This window comes from Pseudomonas nitroreducens NBRC 12694 (genome assembly GCF_002091755.1).
GTDB classification, from domain to species: Bacteria; Pseudomonadota; Gammaproteobacteria; order Pseudomonadales; family Pseudomonadaceae; genus Pseudomonas; species Pseudomonas nitroreducens.
Genome location: NZ_BDAI01000003.1, coordinates 361610 through 380144, shown reverse-complemented (window position 1 = coordinate 380144; position 18535 = coordinate 361610). Strand labels below are relative to the sequence as shown.

The window sequence follows — 18535 nt, the reverse complement described above, 5'->3', positions numbered from 1 at the left end:
TTGAGACTGGAACGTTACTCGATAATGCGTGATCCTTGAAGCCCCCAATTGTCGGCAGCATCCCGCGTTGAAACTCAGTGATATCGCCCGCCTGGCCGGTGTTTCGGTCACCACCGCCAGCTATGTGATCAATGGCAAGGCCGTGCAGCGGCGCATCAGCGCCGCCACGGTGGAGCGCGTGCGCGCGGTGATCGAGGAGCATGGCTACCACCCGGACCAGCAGGCGGCCAGCCTGCGGCGCGGGCAGACCCGCACCCTGGGCTTCGTCCTGCCGGACCTGGAGAACCCCAGCTACGCCAAGCTCGCCAAGCTGCTGGAGCAAGGTGCCCGGGCGCGCGGCTACCAGTTGCTGATCGCCTGTTCCGACGACGAACCGGACACCGAGCGCCAGGTGCTCAACCTGTTCCGCGCGCGCCGCTGCGACGCGCTGATCGTCGCCAGTTGCCTGCCCGTCGGCGACGAAAGCCACGCCCGCCTGCAGGCTGACGGCGTGCCGATCATCGCGGTGGATCGCCAGCTCGACCCGCAGCGCTTCTGCTCGGTGGTCAGCGACGACCGCGACGCCAGCCAGCGCCTCACCGCCAGCTTGCTGAAACCCGCGCCGCTCAGCATCGCCCTGCTTGGCGCGCGGCCGGAGCTGATCATTTCCCAGGAACGCGCCGCCGGTTTCCGCAGCGCCCTGCGCGACTACCAGGGCCAGGTGCTGGTCGAGCACGGCGAGACCTTCAGTCGCCCCTGCGGCCGGCGCCTGATGGAGGAGTTGCTGGCCGGCCAGGGGCAGTTGCCCGACGCGCTGATCACCACCTCCTACGTGCTGCTCGAAGGCGTGTTCGACGTGCTCCAGGCGCTGCCCAGCGGCTGGCCGGCGAACCTGCGCATTGCCACCTTCGGCGATACCCAGTTGCTGGACTTCGTTCCGCTGAAGGTCAACGCGATTTCCCAGCAGCACGCGCTGATCGCCGAGCGCGCGCTGGACCTGGCGCTGGCCGCCATCGAACAGAACAGCTACACGCCCGGCGTGCACCCGATCCCGCGCAACCTCAAGCTGCGCACGGAGTGAACCGATGCGCCTGATCGACACCCACAACCACCTCGACTGCCCGGACTTCGAGCAGGACCGCGCCGCCGTGCTGCAACGCAGCCGCGAGCGGGGCGTGGAACGACAGGTGCTGCTGGGAGTGTTCCGCGAGAACTGGGAGGACGTCTGGGCGCTGGTGGACAGCGAGCCGGACCTCTACGCCGCTCTGGGCCTGCACCCGATCTATCTGGCGCGGCACAAGCCGGAACACCTCGCTGCGCTGCGCGAGTGGCTACAGCGTCTCGCCGGCCACCCGAAGCTCTGCGCGGTGGGCGAGATCGGCCTGGACTATTACCTGGAAGAACTCGACCGCGAGGGCCAGCAGGCCATCTTCGAGGAGCAGTTGCGCATTGCCATCGACTTCGAGCTGCCGGTGCTGCTGCACGTGCGTCGCGCCCATGCGGCGATGATCGCCACGCTCAAGCGCTACAAGCCCCAGCGCCAGGGCATCGTCCACGCCTTCGCCGGCAGCCGCGAAGAGGCTCGCGAATACCTCAAGCTGGGTTTCCGCCTGGGCCTGGGCGGCGCACCAACCTGGCCGCAGGCCAATCGCCTGCGCAAGGTGGTGCCGGAGATTCCGCTGGAGTCCATCGTGCTGGAAACCGACTCGCCGGACATGGCGCCGTCGATGTATCCCGGCGTACGCAACAGCCCGGAACATCTGCCGGATATCTGCGTGGCACTGGCGCAGTTGAAGGGTATCAGCCCGGAAGAGCTGGCCAGCGCCAGCACGCGCAATGCGATGGAGTTGTTCGGCTGGAGCTGAGCGGTTGCTCTTCGTAGGAGCGAGGGGGACGCCCAGTTCTTGCTCGCGAACCGCACGACAATGAAGTGGCCTGCCGAATCTGTTCGCGAGCAAGCTCGCTCCTACAGGCCAATAGCGAATTCACCGACAAACCGATGCCCGTGAGATGGGGTGCATCCGTGCGACCCACGGACATCGGTCTGCTGGCGAAACCCTGTAGCGAGGCGGACCGCTGCGATCGCCTCGCACAACCCGAGGTCAGACGCGGAACGCGCCGATCAGCCGCTTGAGCTCTACCACCTGCCCGGCCAGTTCGCGGCTGGCGCGCTCGGTCTCGCTGGCACCTTCGGAGGTGCGCTCGCCGGCCTGGTTGATCTCGACGATGTTCTGGTCGATGTCGTGGGCCACGGCGGTCTGCTGCTCGGCCGCAGCGGCGATCTGCTGGTTCTGGTCGACGATGGCGCCGACCGCGCTGAGGATATTCTCCAGCGCCTGCTGCACCTGGGCCGACTGGCTGACAGTGCCATCGGCGGTCTGGTGGCTGCTGCCCATGGCCTTCACGGCGGCGCCCACACCATTCTGCAGGCGAGCGATCATCTGCTCGATCTCCTCGGTGGACTGCTGGGTGCGCTTGGCCAGGGTACGCACCTCATCGGCGACCACGGCGAAGCCCCGGCCCTGCTCACCAGCACGCGCCGCCTCGATGGCGGCGTTGAGCGCCAGCAGGTTGGTCTGCTCGGCAATGCCCTTGATCACGTCCAGCACACGGCTGATCGAGGCGCTGTCGGCGGCCAGCTGGTTGATCACCGCCACCGACTCGTCGATCTCGCCAGCCAGGCGCTGGATGCTGCCCACCTGGGATGCCACCAGGGCGCGGCCGCTGGTGGTTTCCTGGTTCACGTTGTGGGCGCTGCCCACCGCCACGGCGGCGCTGCGCGCGACCTCCTGGGCGGTTGCGGCCATCTGGTTCATCGCCGTGGCGACCTGCTCGATCTGGTTGCGCTGGCCGGCTACCGCCTGGTTGCTCTCGGCGGAAACCGACTCCACGCGCACGGTCTGCCGCTCCACTTCACTGACCGTGCGGCCGACCTGCTCGATCAGGTCGTGGATCTTCGACACGGTCTGGTTGAAGGCATCGCCCAGCTCGCCCAGCTCGTCGCGGCTCTGGGCCTGGAAGTTGACGGTCATGTCGCCGGCAGCGACGCGCTCCATCATTTTGCCCAGGCTCTTGAGGGTGGTGCGGGTGGAGACGTAGAAGCCGCCGTAGAGGTAGACGATGGAAACGAACACCACCAGCAGCGCCACCACCAGCAGCACCATCTGCCGCTGCTTGCTGGCCAGGCGGGCCTGCAACTGGCCGTCGAAGAACTGCAGGACATGGTCGTCCAGGCGATAGGTCTGCTCGATCGCCTTGCTGACCTGTTCGTAGAAGTCGAGCCAGGGCGTGTCGAGGGTGTCGGCCATCACCACCTTGTCCTCGAACAGCTTACCCATGGCCTTGATCGTTTCGCGGCTGGCCTGGGCATCGGCGGCCAGCGTGCTCTGCGCTGCAGCGCTGGCGCCCAGAGCCTCCTGCAGCTTGAGCCCGTATTCGGCGTGGAGCTTCTCCAGCTCCTGCAGCAGGTCATCGAGCTTGCTGCTGGTGGAGGAATTCAGGAAGCCCTGGCCCAGCGCGCTGGCGCCCATGGTGCGGCCCTGGCTGAGGGTCTCGGTCACCTGTGGAGTGCCGGAGGTGATCAGCTCGGCCAACTGGCGCAGGTCGCGGGCGTCGTCCTGGCTCAGGCCAGCCTGGGACACCAGCAGCTTGTTGAAGACCTGCACTTCGCTGAGCAGGCGCGCCGCCATGGCCGACTTGCTCTGCAGCGAGCCCTCGGCGTCGACGCCCTTCAGGCTGGCGAGCAGCTCATCGCGCTTGGTGTTGAACTCGGTGATCTGCTCGGCGTCCTGGGTGACCGGTTGCAGCGCTTCGATCTGCGCCTGCAGGTCCTTGTGCAACTGGCTGATGCGCGAGTCGATGCCGGAAGACTTGTTCGACTGGCCAAGCACCCCGTTGATCTGCAGCAGATCGTTGTAGGACTCCAGATGACGGCGCACCTGCAGGCCGTTGCCGATCAGCTGGAGGCTTTCCAGTTCGGCACGGGTACTGACGAACTGCCCGTAGGAGTCGCGCACCAGGTAGAAGTTGGTAATCAGCATCGGCAGGAAAAACAGCACACTGATCAGGCTGAACTTCATGCCGAAGCTCAGACGGTTCATCAGCGCGATGGCCGGATAGAGCACGGTCCTCACGAAAGACGTCTCCTGTTCCCGTTATTGTTATGTCGCTTGTCGGGGATGGTGCGGCGCGCCCCTGGACGGGGTGTCGCCACGTGCGCTCATCGGCGCGGCCGCTGTCGTAAAGCGACCGTCATCTCGCGCTTTGGAATCGATGTGTACCTGATATCGGCGGGGAGTTCTGTAACTTAAGGTTAAAATGCCATTACCGGACCGGCGGCAGCCGGCCCGATTCGCGAGATCAGAGCAGCAATGCCCAGATGGCGAAGACCGCATACCAGAGCACGGCGGAGCGCACCAGCAGCTGCCATAGCGCATCCAGGCTGGCGACGCCCTTCGCGCCCAGGCCGCCCTCGTTGAAGTCTTCGGCCACGTACCCGGCGCGCGCCAGCAGACGAGCGGCAGGCACATCCCAGGCCAGCAGGTCGTGCAGCAGCGTGCGGGTCACCGCAACGAAGTTGCCCACCAGGGCGAAGCTCAGCACGAGTGCCCGCGCCGGCAGCCAGTCGAAGGCATGGCGCAACTGTGCGGCGCGCTCGCGCAGCACCGGCTGGCGCCCCTGCTCGGCGGCGATGGCGAGCAGGCGGTAGGCCAGCGCGGCCACCGGGCCGAGCAGGGCGTACCAGAAGATCACCGCGAAGAAGGCCTGGTAGGCCTCCCACACCAATGTGCCCTGCACCACAGCGAACAGATCGTCGTCACCATCGGCCTGGACCTGCACACCCAGGTCTCGCTCGGCGACATGGTAGGCCGCCTGGGCATCTTCACGGCGCCAGGCATCGCGGAACGGCCCGATGGCACGCAGCACATCACCGCGCCCCAGGCTCCAGACCACCACCAGCAGTTGTACCGGGAGCGCCAGCAGGCCGTAGGCCACCGGTTCCAGAATGGTCAGCAGCAGCGCCAGCAACAGCAGCGGCGGCAGGATGGCCACCAGCAGGCCGAGCCAGGGCTGCGCCACCAGCGACTTCACGCCACCCACGGTATCCAGCCAGCCGAGCCACCAGCCGTCACGCTGTACTCGCGCACGCCAGCTGGAAAACTTCTCGACCAGCAGGACCAGCAACAGCACCAGGAAACTCATGTCGACTCCCTCTTCACAGCCGCGCCGATATCGGCAAGGTAGCGCGCCCAGTCGAACGCCTCACCGGGGTCGGTCTTGCGCTCCGGCGCGATGTCGCAATGCCCCTGGATGCGCTCCGCCGTGATCGCGGGATAGACCTTGCGCAGCTGCCGTGTCAGCTCGGCCAGCACTTCGTACTGGCGGTCGCTGTAGGGTTCGATGTCGGTGCCTTCCAGTTCGATACCGATGGAGAAATCGTTGCAGTTCTCCCGTCCATCGAACCTCGACACGCCGGCATGCCAGGCGCGCGAGTTGCAGGAGACGAACTGGAACAGCGAGCCATCGCGCTCGATGAGGAAATGCGCGGACACCGTCAGGCTGCAGATGCTGGCGAAGTACGGGTGCTCGTCGGCATCGAGACGGTTCTGGAAGAACTCCTGCACCTTGCAGGTGCCGAACTGGCCGGGCGGCAGGCTGATGTTGTGGATGACCAGCAGCGAGACTTCCTCGCCATCGGGGCGGGCGTTGAAGTTCGGCGAGGGGCAGCGCTGGGCGTCGAGGCACCAGCCGGATTCGGGGTCGATCTGCATGGAGACTCCTTGGCAGAGCCCCACTCTAAAGCAGGCGACGGGGGAAATGCACCCGCTGGCACGCGGCCAGCGGACTCAGGCGTTCTTCAGGCGGCGCAGGTTGCCGATCACCGATTCCAGGGCGCGGTCGAACAGCAGTGCATCGTCGAGCAGACGCACGGCATTGCGGCGGAACTCGACGGCCAGGCCCATGCGGGTCTTTTCCAGCACCTTCATACCAGTGCGGTTGACGAAGATGTAGCGACCGCTCGGGCGGATCACCGCAGCCAGCTTGCAGCGCAGCTTGTGCTCGTCGTCTTCCTGGATCTCCACCCAGCTGCCGACACGCAGGTCGTCGACCTTGCGCAGCGACTCGTCGTCATCGGCGAAAGCTTCTTCGGGCTCCACCACACGGGCAGGTTCCGGCGAGGCGAGGACGATTTCCTCGACCACGGCGACCATCGCCGGCTGCGCAGCGGCAGGCGCGGCGGCTGCCGGAGCATCCAGCGGATCGTCCAGCAGCGGCAGGTCGTCTTCCAGGTCGAGTAGCGGAGCTTCCTCGACCTGCTTGTAGCGCTGGAAGGCTTGCACGTGCAGCCCTTCCAGGCGACTGAAGAATTCGCCCGTGGAGAACGGATCGAAGGCAGCCGAAGCCAGCCCTTCACGCAGCGACTTGAGCAACTGCGGCACCATCTCCAGCAGGCGCAGACGGGAGTCCGGGTCCTCGTGGGGCTCCACGCTCCAGATCAGGTCGTCCATGGTCGCCAGCGCACCTTCCCACTCGGCGGAATGGGTGCCGTGCTTCAGGCAGGTGAGCAGCAGGACCTGGCTCCAGGCCTCCTGCAGCAGCCGCACCACCACTTCGGGCAGGGTGCGACCGAGCAGGCGCTCATTGAGTACGCCTTCCACGTCCTGGCGGGCCAGTTCGGCGCGGGCGCGGCCTTCCTCGGCATCGCGGGTGCGCTGCTCCAGCAGGTCGCTGCGGCGACGCTCGTCGCCAGTGAAGGCGATGAACTCGTCGAGCAGCTCGGAGAAGATCGCCGGGTCGTCTACGAAATCATTCAACAGACGCATCACCACCTGCTCGATCTTCTGGTACAGCTGGTCGCGCTGGCCGTCGGAATGCTCGGCCCAGCCCAGGGCGGCCGAGGCGATCTCGTTGAGCAGGCGGCGCGCCGGGTGGCTGCCGCGGTTGAAGAAGGTCTTGTCGAGCACCGCGACCTTGAGCATCGGAATCTGCATGCGGCCGATCAGGGCCTTGAGCGAATCCGGCAGGGTGCGGTCGTCGAGGATGAATTCGAAGAGCATGGAAACGAGGTTGATGACGTCCTCGTCCACCTGGCCGACCACACGGGAACGGCCGCTCTTGCTGCTGACGCGGGTCAGCAGATGGTCCAGGTGCTGGCGCACATCGATCTCTTCGATGCTCTGCGCCGGCAGGTGCGACTGCAGGTGGGACAGCAGGCGCATCAGGTCGTTGCTGGAAATCGGCACTGCATCGGCAGGCATCGGGCGCGCCGGGGCTGCGCTGCCGCGCACCTGCGAGAGCAGGTCGCGCAGGGCCGCGAAGGCCGCCTGGCTGTCGGCGTCCATGTACTGGCCAGCGCCTGCTTGCTCGCCGGCCTCGGCGGCACCAGCGGCGGCCGGGGCAGCGCCCTGGCTGCTGGGCACCGTACGTTGCGGCGGGCGACGCAGCGGAACGGACTTGAGCTCCGGCAGCACGTTCAGGGCGATCAGCGTCTGGTTGGCTTCCGCGTACAGGTGCTCGGCATCGGCCAGCACGTACTTCTCGAAGAGCTTGAGGATGATCAGCTTGACCTTGATCTCCACACCCAGGCCGCGGCAGGCATCGAGGAAGGCCTCGCAGAGCTGGCGCGGACCGAGCGGGTTGGTCTTGTCCTCGACCTTCTTGCTGACCAGGGTATTGAAACGGGTGGTGAGGTGAGTGAGGGCAACGCCGTCGCGGCTCATCACCTTGGCGACCATGGCATCCAGGGCGACGGACTCTTCCAGCTCGTCGTTCTGCACCAGGGTGAGATTCTCGTAGGAAACCGTATCCAGCACCGGCGCGCGGCCGATTTCATACTGGTTCAGGTTGGCAAAGCTTTCGAAGACCTTCTGCAGGAAGCCGCGCTCGATCCCCTTGCGCTTCAGGCGCAGGTCACGCATGGCCTCGAAATAGGCGCTCTGTTCGGCGTTGTTGGCGGCGCGATCGGCCATCTCGAACAGGGTATCGTCGGCGTTGTCGAACAGGGCCTGCATGGCATGACGCAACTGGACGGCGACCTTGTCGCGGACAGCGACGAGCCCCGCCGGAACGCGTCCAGCGAACGAAGTCTGCGAGGATTCCGTGGCCGGCTTGTTCAGCGGCACTACGTTCGCGTCGTTCTGCATCGCAAGTCTCCTGCCGTCAGACCTGGCTGGCGGCACCAACAGTCATCGAAGCGTCATCCATAACGTCAATTTAGTGGCGTCAAAAAGCGGAAAGGTTCAACGTCATTATAGGGAAGCTTCTTACACAACCAAGAGACATTTCACGCATTCTTGAAGAAATTCACAGAGCAGTAGGCGCCGTCCGTCCGACAGATCACGCGATAAGACAAAAAATGGCACTCCCTGCACGTCACGCGCCGCCGCCCGTATAATCGCGCCACTGCGAACAGGAGCCTTGCATGCCGAACCTCACCCTCGCCGAGCTTTCCGGGGAAATCCAGGCCAACGTCCGTGCCGCCCTGGCCGAAGACGTCGGCAGCGGCGACATCACCGCCCAACTGATCCCCGCCGAGCGTGCCGCCAGCGCCCGCATCATTACCCGCGAGGACGCTACCCTCGCCGGCACCGCCTGGGTCGACGAGGTATTCCGCCAGGTCGATCCGCGCGTGCAGGTGAAATGGCAGGTCAGCGATGGCGAGCAGGTCAGCGCCGACCAGACCCTGTTCACCCTGGAAGGCCCCGCCCGCGCCCTGCTCACCGGCGAGCGCAGCGCCCTGAACTTCCTCCAGCTGCTCTCCGGCACCGCAACCCGCGCTCGCCACTACGCCAACCTGGTGGACGGCACCGGCGTGAAGCTGCTCGACACCCGCAAGACCCTGCCCGGCCTGCGCCTGGCGCAGAAGTACGCGATCACCTGCGGCGGTTGCCATAACCACCGTATCGGCCTGTACGACGCCTTCCTGATCAAGGAAAACCACATTGCCGCCTGTGGCGGCATCGCCCAGGCCATCGCAGCGGCCCAGCGGATCGCCCCGGGCAAGCCGGTGGAAATCGAAGTGGAAGACCTGGACGAGCTGCGCCAGGCCCTGGACGCCGGCGCCGACATCGTCATGCTCGACGAGCTGAGCCTGGACGACATGCGCACCGCCGTCGCCCTCACCGCCGGCCGCGCCAAGCTGGAAGCCTCCGGCGGCATCACCGAGAGCACCCTGCGTACCATCGCCGAGACCGGCGTGGACTACATCTCCATCGGCACCCTGACCAAGGACGTCAAGGCGCTGGACCTGTCGATGCGCCTGAGCTTGTAACCGCCCCGGCAGGCGCGCCTGCCCTCGCCTACGCTTCCAGCCAAGCGCCTGAATTTCCCTAGGCGCTTTCCTACGGCTGGCGAAAGGAGGCACTGGCGCAATGGCGGGCAAGATTCTGCTGACCGGGGGCTGCGGCTATATCGGCTCCCATATCTGTCTGGAACTGATCGAACAGGGTTATCGACCCGTTGTGCTCGACAACCTGAGCAACAGCTCGACCATCCCGCTACAGCGCATCGAGCAGCTCACCGGACAAAGCATTCCCTTCGTCAGGGGCGACGTCCGCGACGAGGCCACCCTCGACCGGCTGTTCAACGAATACGCCATCGACGCGGCCATCCACCTCGCCGGCGTCAAGTCCGTCGCCGAATCGGTGGCCGACCCTATCACTTACTACCAGATCAACTTCACCGGCACCGTCACCCTGTGCCAGGTCATGCAACGCCATGGCGTGAAGCGTTTCATCTATAGCTCTTCGGCCACGGTGTACGGCCTGGCGGCCGAGAGCCCGATCCGCGAAGACGCCCCCACCGGCCCCGCCAGCCCCTACGGCCAGTCCAAGCTGATGGCGGAAATCGCCCTGCGCGACATCGCCCATGCCGATCCGCAATGGACGATGGCCATCCTGCGCTACTTCAATCCGGTGGGCGCCCACGCCAGCGGGCGCATCGGCGAAGATCCCAGCGGCATCCCCAACAACCTGATGCCCTACGTCTCCCAGGTCGCCACCGGCAAGCAACCTTTCATCCGCGTCTTCGGCAACGACTACCCCACCGCGGACGGTACCGGCGTGCGCGACTACCTGCACGTCGTCGACCTGGCCAACGCTCACCTCAGCGCCCTGCGCTGGCTCGATGGCGCCAGCGGCGCAAAGACCTTCAACATCGGCACCGGCCGCGGCTACAGCGTGCTGGAAATCATCCACGCCTATGAAAAAGCCTGCGGTCGCGAACTGCCCTTCCAGTTCCTCCCCCGCCGCGACGGCGACATCGCCAGCTACCACGCCGACCCGGCCCTCGCCGGCGCAGAACTGCGCTGGAGCGCCAGCCGCGACATCGAAGACATGTGCCGCGACGCCTGGAACTGGCAGAGCCAGAACCCCAGCGGCTACGCCTGACTTCCCATCTGCCGGAAAACAAAAAGCCCCACTCGAGAGCGGGGCTTTTTGCTGAAGATGGTGCCGGTAAGAGGAATCGAACCCCCGACCTTCTCATTACGAATGAGCTGCTCTACCGACTGAGCTACACCGGCGATGCCGCTCCTGCGAGCGGCGCCGGAAAGCTACCATTCCGGCGAACGCAATTCAACCGATCCGCCCTCAACTCCAGGGCTTGAGCGGAACGACGGCCACCACGCGGGCCTGCGCCTTGTTGATCAGCACGACCATGGGTTGGATTCGCGCCATCATCGGCAGCCAGGCATCGGCCTGGGGGTTGGCTTGCAGCCACTCTTTCACAGAAGCCGGGTCGTTGAGTTTGTCCAGCTCTGCCAGCGGCTGGGCGTGCTTGCGCAAGTCATCAGCGAACGACTCCAACGGGCGGTACAGGTTGGGACGCTGCGGCACATCGAGGCCGGCGAATACCGCCTCCAGGGTCAGGTCACTGCGCTGCTGCAGGTCCTTGGGAATCTCCGCCGCCACCCAGCGCGGCCCCCACCAGGGCGCGGAACGGTAGGCATCCGGCACCGCTTCCAGCTTGCGGGCATCCAGCTCGTAGGCCTGAACCAGGTCGAAGCGATTGGCGTTGTAGACCAGCCAGGCAGGGCGCCCCTGGGACACCGTCCACAGGCCATAGCCGAAGGCGATCATCTGGACGACGACGATGCAGGCCAGGTCGAAACGCAGCGACGGCTTACCCGGACGATAGACGATGGTAGTCAGCAGCGGCCCGAGGACCACGTCGACGCCCAGGATCAGAAGAAAGATCGACGTCACCCCTACCGCATCACTGAGCGGCGCGGGATACCACACGCGAAATACCAGCGTGACCGCCAGCGCAGCCAGCAGGCAGGAACCCAGCAGATGGATCAGCCCAGCCTTCACTCTATACAACGCGTTTTCCTCCACAACGAACAGGGCCGCCTTGCGGCGGCCCTGTTACTACACCAGACGAAGCTGGCTAGGCAAACTGCTGCTGATTAGTAGCGGCAGGTGGCCGGGATATATTTGAAAACAGTGGTATCGCCGCCAGTGGTGGAGCAGCCCCATACCACAGGCTGACCAGCAAGCATCGCACCAGCCGGACGACCCGCAACGCCAGTACCACCAGTTTCCGGCACCAGACCGCGACCCGGGGTCAGTTGCAGAGTTTCAGCGCCCATTGCAGTGCCAACCTGGTTGGCATAAGTGATGGTGATGGCACCTTCGCCACGCGCCGGAGCGGCAACGTTGGCAATACCCAGAATGGCGATCGAAGCAACGTTGGTGGTAGCGGTGAACTCGTAGCCGTAGGAGCTATCGGCAGCCGGACCAGTACCAGCGTAGTCAGCAACCGCACCCTGCGAACGGGAGGAGAAAGTATCGGTCACGGCAGTCTTAGCAGCGGAGGCCAAGGTGATGCCCTCGGAAACCTTAGTACGGATGGTGTAGTCCTGGTACTGCGGCAGGGCGATGGCGGCCAGAATACCGATGATCGCGATCACGATCATCAGTTCGATCAGGGTAAAGCCTTTTTGAGCTTTCATAGTTCACTCCAGGTTTTAGAAGAGGTCTTGGGACCTGCATCCGTCGAAGCAGCTTCCATGCCAAAAATACTTATCAGCTAATTCAGCCTATTTAACCGGAATATTCACACGGGCGACTTCTTAAATTACGCAGGAAGTGACATTTTTTGACAGCAGCGAGTGACTGATTTGGTTCCTTAGTCCAACTGCGCTATAAGGCTTTCAATTCCATGCCCGGCCATTTCCCATGAACGAACAAGTCGTCCTCTCCGGCCTCGCCCGGCAACTGGTGATTTCCGAGCTGCTCGACGAGAAGAGCGCCCAGCAGGCCCAGCAACAGGCCCAACGCAACAAGTTGTCGCTGGTCACCTACCTGGTGCAGAACAAGTTGGTGAAGAGCCGGCCATTGACAGAGCTGGCTGCAGATCAATTCGGTGTGGCGTTCTGCGACCTGTCCAGCCTGGACAAGGAAGGCTTTCCAAAAGAGCTGGTCAGCGAGAAGCTGGTGCGCCAGCACCGTGTACTGCCGCTCTGGCGCCGGGGCAACAAGCTGTTCGTCGGCGTTTCCGACCCGACCAATCACCAGGCGATCACCGATGTCCAGTTCAGCACCGGGCTGACCACCGAAGCTATCCTGGTAGAAGACGACAAGCTCGGCGACGCCATCGAGAAACTGTTCGAGAGCTCCACCGGCGGCCTGGACGACCTGGGCGACATCGACCTCGATGGCCTGGACATCGAGAATGGCAATACCGAAGCGAAGGAAGATGCGGGCGGGGACGCCGACGATGCGCCCGTGGTTCGCTTCGTCAACAAGATGTTGCTGGACGCCATCAAGGGCGGCTCTTCCGACCTGCACTTCGAGCCTTATGAGAAAGTCTACCGAGTGCGCTTCCGTACCGACGGCATGCTGCACGAGGTCGCCAAGCCGCCAATCCAGCTCGCCACCCGTATCTCCGCGCGCCTGAAGGTGATGGCTGGCCTGGACATTTCCGAGCGCCGCAAGCCGCAGGACGGCCGGATCAAGATGCGCGTGTCGAAGACCAAGTCCATCGACTTCCGCGTCAACACCATGCCCACCCTGTGGGGCGAGAAGATCGTGATGCGGATCCTCGACTCCGCCAGCGCTCAGTTGGGCATCGATGCGCTGGGTTACGAGGACGCACAGAAGCAGCTCTACCTGGAAGCTCTCAAGCAGCCCCAGGGCATGATCCTGGTCACCGGCCCCACCGGTTCGGGCAAGACGGTATCGCTGTATACCGGCATCAATATCCTCAACACCCCGGACATCAACATCTCCACCGCCGAAGACCCGGTAGAGATCAACCTCGAGGGCATCAACCAGGTCAACGTCAATCCCAAGCAGGGCATGGACTTCTCCCAGGCGCTGCGCGCCTTCCTGCGCCAGGACCCGGACGTGATCATGGTCGGTGAGATCCGCGACCTGGAAACCGCCGAAATCGCCATCAAGGCCGCGCAGACCGGCCACATGGTAATGTCGACGCTGCACACCAACAGCGCCGCGGAAACTCTTACCCGCCTGCTGAACATGGGCGTGGCTGCCTTCAACCTGGCCACCTCGGTGAACCTGATCATCGCCCAGCGCCTGGCGCGCAAACTTTGCCCTCATTGCAAGAAAGAACACGATGTACCCGCCGAGGCACTGCGTCACGAAGGCTTCCCGGAAGACAAGATCGGGACTTTCAAATTGTATTCGCCAGTGGGCTGCGATAATTGCAAGGGTGGTTACAAAGGTCGCGTGGGTATTTATGAAGTGGTTAAAAACACGCCGGCCCTGCAGCGAATTATCATGGAGGAAGGCAACTCCATTCAGATCGCCGAACAAGCCCGCAAAGAAGGCTTCAATGATCTGCGCACCTCGGGCCTTCTGAAGGCCATGCAAGGCATCACCAGCCTCGAGGAAGTCAACCGCGTGACCAAGGATTAATCCATGGCGGAAAAAGCGTTAAAAACCAGTCTCTTCGTCTGGGAAGGCACCGACAAGAAGGGCGGGAAGATCAAGGGGGAGCTGTCGGGGGTCAACACTGCGCTGGTCAAGGCCCAGCTGCGCAAACAAGGCATCAACCCGACCAAGGTGCGCAAGAAGGGCATCTCGCTGCTGGGTGCAGGCAAACGCATCAAGCCGATGGATATCGCCCTCTTCACCCGCCAGTTGGCGACCATGATGCAGGCCGGTGTTCCGCTGCTGCAGTCGTTCGACATCATCGGCGAGGGTTTCGACAACCCCAATATGCGCAAGCTGGTGGATGACGTGAAGCAGGAGGTCGCCGCGGGTAACAGCCTGGCCAACTCCCTGCGCAAGAAGCCGCAGTACTTCGACGACCTGTACTGCAACCTGGTGGACGCCGGCGAGCAATCCGGCGCGCTGGAAACCCTGCTCGACCGGGTCGCCACCTACAAGGAAAAGACCGAACAGCTCAAGGCCAAGATCAAGAAGGCCATGACCTATCCCATCGCGGTCATCGTGGTCGCCGTCATCGTGTCGGCCATTCTGCTGATCAAGGTGGTGCCGCAGTTCCAGTCGGTATTCGCCAACTTCGGCGCGGAACTGCCGGCTTTCACCATGATGGTGATCCATATGTCCGAAGCGATGCAGGCATGGTGGTTCCTCTTCCTGATCGGCGCCATCGCCATCGCCTTCGTCTTCAAGGAAGCGCACAAGCGCTCAGAGAAGTTCCGCAACTTCGTCGACCGCACGCTGCTGAAGCTGCCCATCGTCGGCATGATCCTCTACAAGTCGTCGGTGGCGCGCTTCGCTCGTACTCTGTCGACGACGTTCGCCGCCGGCGTACCTCTGGTGGAAGGCCTGGACTCCGTGGCCGGCGCCACCGGCAACGTCGTGTTCCGTAATGCGGTGAACAAGATCAAGCAGGACGTCTCCAGCGGCACCCAGCTGAACTTCTCCATGCGTACCACCGGCGTGTTCCCCAGCATGGCTATCCAGATGACCGCCATCGGCGAAGAGTCCGGCTCTCTGGACAGCATGCTGGGCAAGGTGGCGACGTTCTTCGAAGAGGAGGTCGACAACGCCGTCGATAACCTGACCACCCTGATGGAACCGATGATCATGGCGGTACTGGGCATATTGGTTGGTGGCCTGATCATTGCCATGTACCTGCCGATCTTCCAACTGGGCAACGCCATCTAACTCATGTCTGTTCTCGACTTCCTGGCCAGCACCCCGCTGGCCTTTGTTTTATGTGCCACCCTCTTCGGTCTGCTGGTCGGCAGCTTCCTCAATGTGGTGATCCATCGTCTACCGCGAATGATGGAGCTGGACTGGCAGCAGCAGGCGCGGGAAACCCTGGGCCTGCCGGAGGGCGAGAAGCGACCGACCTATAACCTGGTGCTGCCCAACTCCCAATGCCCGCACTGCTCCCATGAGATCAAGCCCTGGGAGAACATCCCGCTGGTCAGCTGGCTGGTGCTGGGCGGCAAGTGCTCGTCGTGTAAGGCACCGATCAGCAAGCGCTACCCGCTGGTCGAATTGGCCTGTGGCTTGCTCTCGGCCTTTATCGCCTGGCATTACGGTTTTGGCTGGCAGGCCGGAGCGATGTTGCTGCTGACCTGGGGCCTGCTGGCGATGAGCATGATCGATGTCGATCACCAGTTGCTGCCGGACGCCCTGGTGCTGCCGCTGCTCTGGCTGGGGCTGATCGTCAACCACTTCGGGCTCTTCACCAACCTGGGCGATGCGCTCTGGGGCGCGGTATTCGGCTACCTGAGCCTGTGGTCGGTGTACTGGCTGTTCAAGCTGGTCACCGGCAAGGAAGGCATGGGCTACGGCGACTTCAAGCTGCTGGCCATGCTCGGCGCCTGGGGTGGCTGGCAGGTGCTGCCGCTGACCATCCTGTTGTCATCGCTGGTAGGCGCCGTACTCGGCGTGATCATGCTGCGCCTGCGCAACGCCGAGACCAGTACGCCGATCCCCTTCGGTCCCTATCTGGCCATCGCCGGCTGGATTGCGCTGCTCTGGGGTGATCAAATAACCGCGACCTATCTGCAGTTCGCCGGTTTCCGCTAGCCTTCTCCGGCGCCGACTTCCCTCGGCGCCCGTGACGGCCACCGGGCCGGCAGAAAGGAGAACGATGAAACCCTGGATTCTGGGCCTCACTGGCGGCATCGGCAGTGGCAAGAGCGCCGCCGCCGAGCATTTTGCCTCGCTGGGCATACACATGGTCGACGCCGACCACGCCGCGCGCTGGGTGGTGGAACCCGGCCGCCCTGCCCTGGCGCGGATCGTCGAGCGCTTTGGCGAAGCCGTGCTGCTGCCGGACGGTCAACTCAACCGTGCCGCCCTGCGCGAGCGCATTTTCAAGGCGGAGGACGAGCGACGCTGGCTGGAGCAATTGCTGCACCCGCTGATCGGCCAGGAGATCGCCAGCAACCTGGCGCAGGCGCAATCGCCCTACGCCATCCTGGTATCGCCGCTGCTGGTGGAGTCCGGACAGCACCGTATGACCCAGCGCGTGCTGGTGGTGGATACCCCCGAGCACCTGCAACTGGAGCGCACCATGCGCCGGGACAAGGTGTCCGAAGAACAGGTCCGTTCGATTCTCAAGGCCCAGGCCTTGCGCGACGACCGACTCAAGCACGCGGATGACGTGCTGCTCAACGATGGCGACCTCGCCCACCTGCACCAGCAGGTCGAGCGTCTGCATCAGTTCTATCTAGGCCTGCGTGGAGGACAACCATGAGCCAACCCCTGACCGTGGAATGCCCCACCTGTGGCGCCCCTGTTGAATGGAGCGCTAAGAATGAATTCCGTCCCTTCTGCTCGCACCGCTGCAAGCTGATCGACCTTGGCGCCTGGGCGGCGGAAGAACACGCTATTCCCGGCGATAACCAGGAGGACGAGCTGTTCTCCGGCGATCTGGAAAAACCGCCGCGCGGGCATTGATCCGTGAAAAAGCCGCCTCGAGAGGCGGCTTTTTTGTGCGCCACTTCAGGCCACAGGACTCTTTGTAGGAGCGAGCCTGCTCGCGAACGCTTTTTAGGCAGCCTTCGTGATTGGGCGGTTCGCGAGCAAGCTCGCTCCTACAGAAAAGCCAAGGCCAGCGGATGCGGGGGTTTCAATCAGGGGCGCATGAAGGCGTAGTCCCGTTCCTCATCCAGGTTGTCGGCGAGAAAATGCAGTTCATGCCCCAGGTCTTCCTGCGTGCGGACCTGCGCATTGGCCTGCACCACCGCGCTCAGCAGCGCACGCACGACCAGTTGCGGGTCCTGGCCCGCCGCTTCCGCCTCGACCAGCAGTTCGTGGAGGCGTTGCTCGGCCCAGCTGTGAATGCTCATCGGCAATCTCCTTGCGAAGGGGGGCCAAGCTTCCCCGATCGCAGGAGGTTTCCGAACTGACCTGGATCAAGCCACAGGGGGCATGGGCCTCGCAGATGGCCGAACATCAACGTGGTTCATCGTCATCCTTCCACGGCGCCTGCAAGTAGCGCGTGCGATTGAAGGTCTCCAGCCAGTCCGGGTAGAAGACCACCAGCCCGGTGACGATGGTGCCGTTGATGAATGCCTCGGGGAACATGATCAGCCAGAGGTAACCGATGAAGTCTTCGATCCACGGCGGCATCGGGAACAGCCCGTCCATCCACAACAGGCCGAGCCCGAGCATCAGGCTGCACAGCGCGGCCAGCGCAGCGGGGAAAAAGCCCGAGCAGAAGATGTAGACGAACAGGTTGCGCGGCTGTCGGCGCTCGACGAGGATCGCCGCCACCTCGGTGATCAGCACCGGAATCAGGATCAGCAGGATGCCGTTGACGCCGATGGCCGCCCAGTCCTGGCGGTCGATCAGGCACAGGCCGACCTGTGCGACGAGCCCGACGATAATCGCCAGCGGCCAGTCCAGCAGCAGAGTCACGGCGGTCATGCCGATGAAGTGGAAGGACACCCCGGAAGCAAAATCTCGCCGTACCAGCCAGAGCAGGAATAGCCCGAGCATCGTGCCGAACACCAGGTGCTGGCGGCGAAAATCGCTGACCAGTTCCAGCCACGGCGCGCGCCAGATGGCCCAGGCGACGACGGGCAGGTAGATCGCCCAGCCGAGTTCGAGAGTTTCTTCGGACAGCAGCTGCGCGGCGATCACGGTGCGCCCCGCTCAAGCGCCTGGCGCAGGGCATCCGCCGAGTCGAAGCTATGGCTGGCGACAACCTTGCCCTGTTCCAGCTGCAACCAGGTCACCGCATCCGCCGTGGCGGGGAAGCGACTGGCCACGCGCGGCTCGCGGTCGAGCAGCACGCGATAGGAGTAGTCGCGCATCGCGGGGATGGCGAACATGCTCGAGATCGGTGCCGGCATGCGGCTGATGTCAGCGACGAAAGCGGCGCTGCGCGACTCCAGGTAACCCTGCGGACGATCCGCCAGGGCGGCTTTTACCAGCTTCGAACCAGCCATGTCGTGGGCGACCAGCAGCACCTTCAGATCGGCGTTCGCCGTGTAGGGTTTGTCGAACTGGTCCAGCAGCGTCCAACCGATGGCTGGCGACTCCTGCGCCACCGCAAAGCTCGCCACTATCATCAACACAAACCCACTCAGCAGTCGTTTCACGCTTGACCCTCGACCCGAACATCAAAGATTGGCAACAGTCTACACGCGCCCCCG

At 63.9% G+C, this 18535-nt stretch carries 18 protein-coding genes, 1 tRNA gene and 1 pseudogene; 9 read left to right on the top strand and 11 right to left on the bottom strand.

The features are described from left to right. Positions 1 to 67 precede the first annotated feature (67 nt). Both cra and PNI01S_RS10870 read left to right on the top strand, forming a co-directional pair. Complete coding sequence (cra, locus tag PNI01S_RS10875) at positions 68 to 1060, top strand: catabolite repressor/activator (RefSeq protein ID WP_024765626.1); 993 nt, start codon at positions 68 to 70, stop codon at positions 1058 to 1060. Between the two features lie 4 nt (positions 1061 to 1064). Next, on the top strand, positions 1065 to 1844 hold the full coding sequence (locus PNI01S_RS10870; protein ID WP_084358219.1) for a TatD family hydrolase: 780 nt from the start codon (positions 1065 to 1067) through the stop codon (positions 1842 to 1844). A gap of 237 nt (positions 1845 to 2081) precedes the next feature. Here PNI01S_RS10870 and PNI01S_RS28815 read toward each other — a convergent pair whose 3' ends face one another. The 5 genes and pseudogenes from PNI01S_RS28815 to PNI01S_RS10850 all read right to left on the bottom strand — a co-directional run bounded on the left by PNI01S_RS28815 (position 2082) and on the right by PNI01S_RS10850 (position 8123). Continuing rightward, complete coding sequence (locus PNI01S_RS28815; RefSeq protein WP_376784831.1) at positions 2082 to 2786, bottom strand: methyl-accepting chemotaxis protein; 705 nt, start codon at positions 2784 to 2786, stop codon at positions 2082 to 2084. A gap of 153 nt (positions 2787 to 2939) precedes the next feature. After that, positions 2940 to 3143: pseudogene (locus PNI01S_RS28810) on the bottom strand (HAMP domain-containing protein); the annotation flags it as partial. A gap of 1195 nt (positions 3144 to 4338) precedes the next feature. Further along, positions 4339 to 5181 carry a regulatory signaling modulator protein AmpE gene (gene ampE, locus PNI01S_RS10860; protein WP_054910378.1) on the bottom strand — a complete coding sequence of 281 codons (843 nt, stop codon included), beginning with the start codon at positions 5179 to 5181 and terminating at the stop codon, positions 4339 to 4341. Then, a complete protein-coding gene (gene ampD, locus PNI01S_RS10855; protein ID WP_084358216.1) occupies positions 5178 to 5750 on the bottom strand; it encodes a 1,6-anhydro-N-acetylmuramyl-L-alanine amidase AmpD in 573 nt (190 codons plus the stop codon). The genes ampE and ampD overlap by 4 nt, the downstream gene beginning before the upstream one ends. Before the next feature lie 75 nt (positions 5751 to 5825). After that, positions 5826 to 8123, bottom strand: coding sequence for a DUF1631 domain-containing protein (locus tag PNI01S_RS10850; RefSeq protein WP_084358214.1), 2298 nt, complete (start codon positions 8121 to 8123; stop codon positions 5826 to 5828). Positions 8124 to 8401: 278 nt separating this feature from the next. Between PNI01S_RS10850 and nadC the strand changes: the two genes are divergently transcribed. Both nadC and galE read left to right on the top strand, forming a co-directional pair. Then, complete coding sequence (gene nadC, locus PNI01S_RS10845) at positions 8402 to 9250, top strand: carboxylating nicotinate-nucleotide diphosphorylase (protein WP_084358212.1); 849 nt, start codon at positions 8402 to 8404, stop codon at positions 9248 to 9250. A 100-nt stretch (positions 9251 to 9350) separates the two neighbouring features. After that, positions 9351 to 10367, top strand: coding sequence for a UDP-glucose 4-epimerase GalE (gene galE / locus PNI01S_RS10840; protein ID WP_084358210.1), 1017 nt, complete (start codon positions 9351 to 9353; stop codon positions 10365 to 10367). A 58-nt stretch (positions 10368 to 10425) separates the two neighbouring features. Here the strand turns inward: galE and PNI01S_RS10835 are convergent. From PNI01S_RS10835 to PNI01S_RS10825, 3 genes are all read right to left on the bottom strand, one after another. Then, positions 10426 to 10501: transfer RNA gene (locus tag PNI01S_RS10835), tRNA-Thr, on the bottom strand. 67 nt (positions 10502 to 10568) lie between these two features. Next, positions 10569 to 11291: a TfpX/TfpZ family type IV pilin accessory protein gene (tfpZ, locus tag PNI01S_RS10830; protein ID WP_256576618.1), complete on the bottom strand. Its 723-nt coding sequence runs from the start codon at positions 11289 to 11291 to the stop codon at positions 10569 to 10571. A 95-nt stretch (positions 11292 to 11386) separates the two neighbouring features. Then, positions 11387 to 11932 carry a pilin gene (locus PNI01S_RS10825; protein ID WP_084358207.1) on the bottom strand — a complete coding sequence of 182 codons (546 nt, stop codon included), beginning with the start codon at positions 11930 to 11932 and terminating at the stop codon, positions 11387 to 11389. 226 nt (positions 11933 to 12158) lie between these two features. On the opposite strand from PNI01S_RS10825, the gene pilB reads away from it, so the two are divergent. The 5 genes from pilB to yacG all read left to right on the top strand — a co-directional run bounded on the left by pilB (position 12159) and on the right by yacG (position 16832). After that, on the top strand, positions 12159 to 13859 hold the full coding sequence (gene pilB, locus PNI01S_RS10820; RefSeq protein WP_084358205.1) for a type IV-A pilus assembly ATPase PilB: 1701 nt from the start codon (positions 12159 to 12161) through the stop codon (positions 13857 to 13859). A 3-nt stretch (positions 13860 to 13862) separates the two neighbouring features. Beyond that, entirely contained in the window at positions 13863 to 15080 is a 1218-nt protein-coding gene (locus PNI01S_RS10815) for a type II secretion system F family protein (protein ID WP_084358203.1), read from the top strand. A 3-nt stretch (positions 15081 to 15083) separates the two neighbouring features. Beyond that, on the top strand, positions 15084 to 15956 hold the full coding sequence (locus PNI01S_RS10810) for a prepilin peptidase (protein WP_084358201.1): 873 nt from the start codon (positions 15084 to 15086) through the stop codon (positions 15954 to 15956). 64 nt (positions 15957 to 16020) lie between these two features. Beyond that, positions 16021 to 16629 (top strand): dephospho-CoA kinase, encoded by a 609-nt coding sequence (coaE, locus tag PNI01S_RS10805; RefSeq protein ID WP_037011470.1) that lies wholly within the window; start codon positions 16021 to 16023, stop codon positions 16627 to 16629. Then, the gene (gene yacG / locus PNI01S_RS10800; protein WP_024765636.1) at positions 16626 to 16832 is read left to right on the top strand and encodes a DNA gyrase inhibitor YacG; all 207 of its coding nucleotides are present in this window, start codon (positions 16626 to 16628) and stop codon (positions 16830 to 16832) included. The genes coaE and yacG overlap by 4 nt, the downstream gene beginning before the upstream one ends. A gap of 176 nt (positions 16833 to 17008) precedes the next feature. On the opposite strand, the gene PNI01S_RS10795 is transcribed toward yacG, so the two are convergent. The 3 genes from PNI01S_RS10795 to PNI01S_RS10785 form a co-directional block, all read right to left on the bottom strand. After that, positions 17009 to 17224 (bottom strand): hypothetical protein, encoded by a 216-nt coding sequence (locus PNI01S_RS10795; RefSeq protein WP_054910366.1) that lies wholly within the window; start codon positions 17222 to 17224, stop codon positions 17009 to 17011. Positions 17225 to 17330: 106 nt separating this feature from the next. Next, entirely contained in the window at positions 17331 to 18020 is a 690-nt protein-coding gene (locus PNI01S_RS10790; RefSeq protein ID WP_084358199.1) for an energy-coupling factor ABC transporter permease, read from the bottom strand. Beyond that, a complete protein-coding gene (locus PNI01S_RS10785; protein WP_037011476.1) occupies positions 18017 to 18451 on the bottom strand; it encodes a hypothetical protein in 435 nt (144 codons plus the stop codon). The genes PNI01S_RS10790 and PNI01S_RS10785 overlap by 4 nt, the downstream gene beginning before the upstream one ends. Positions 18452 to 18535 lie beyond the last annotated feature (84 nt).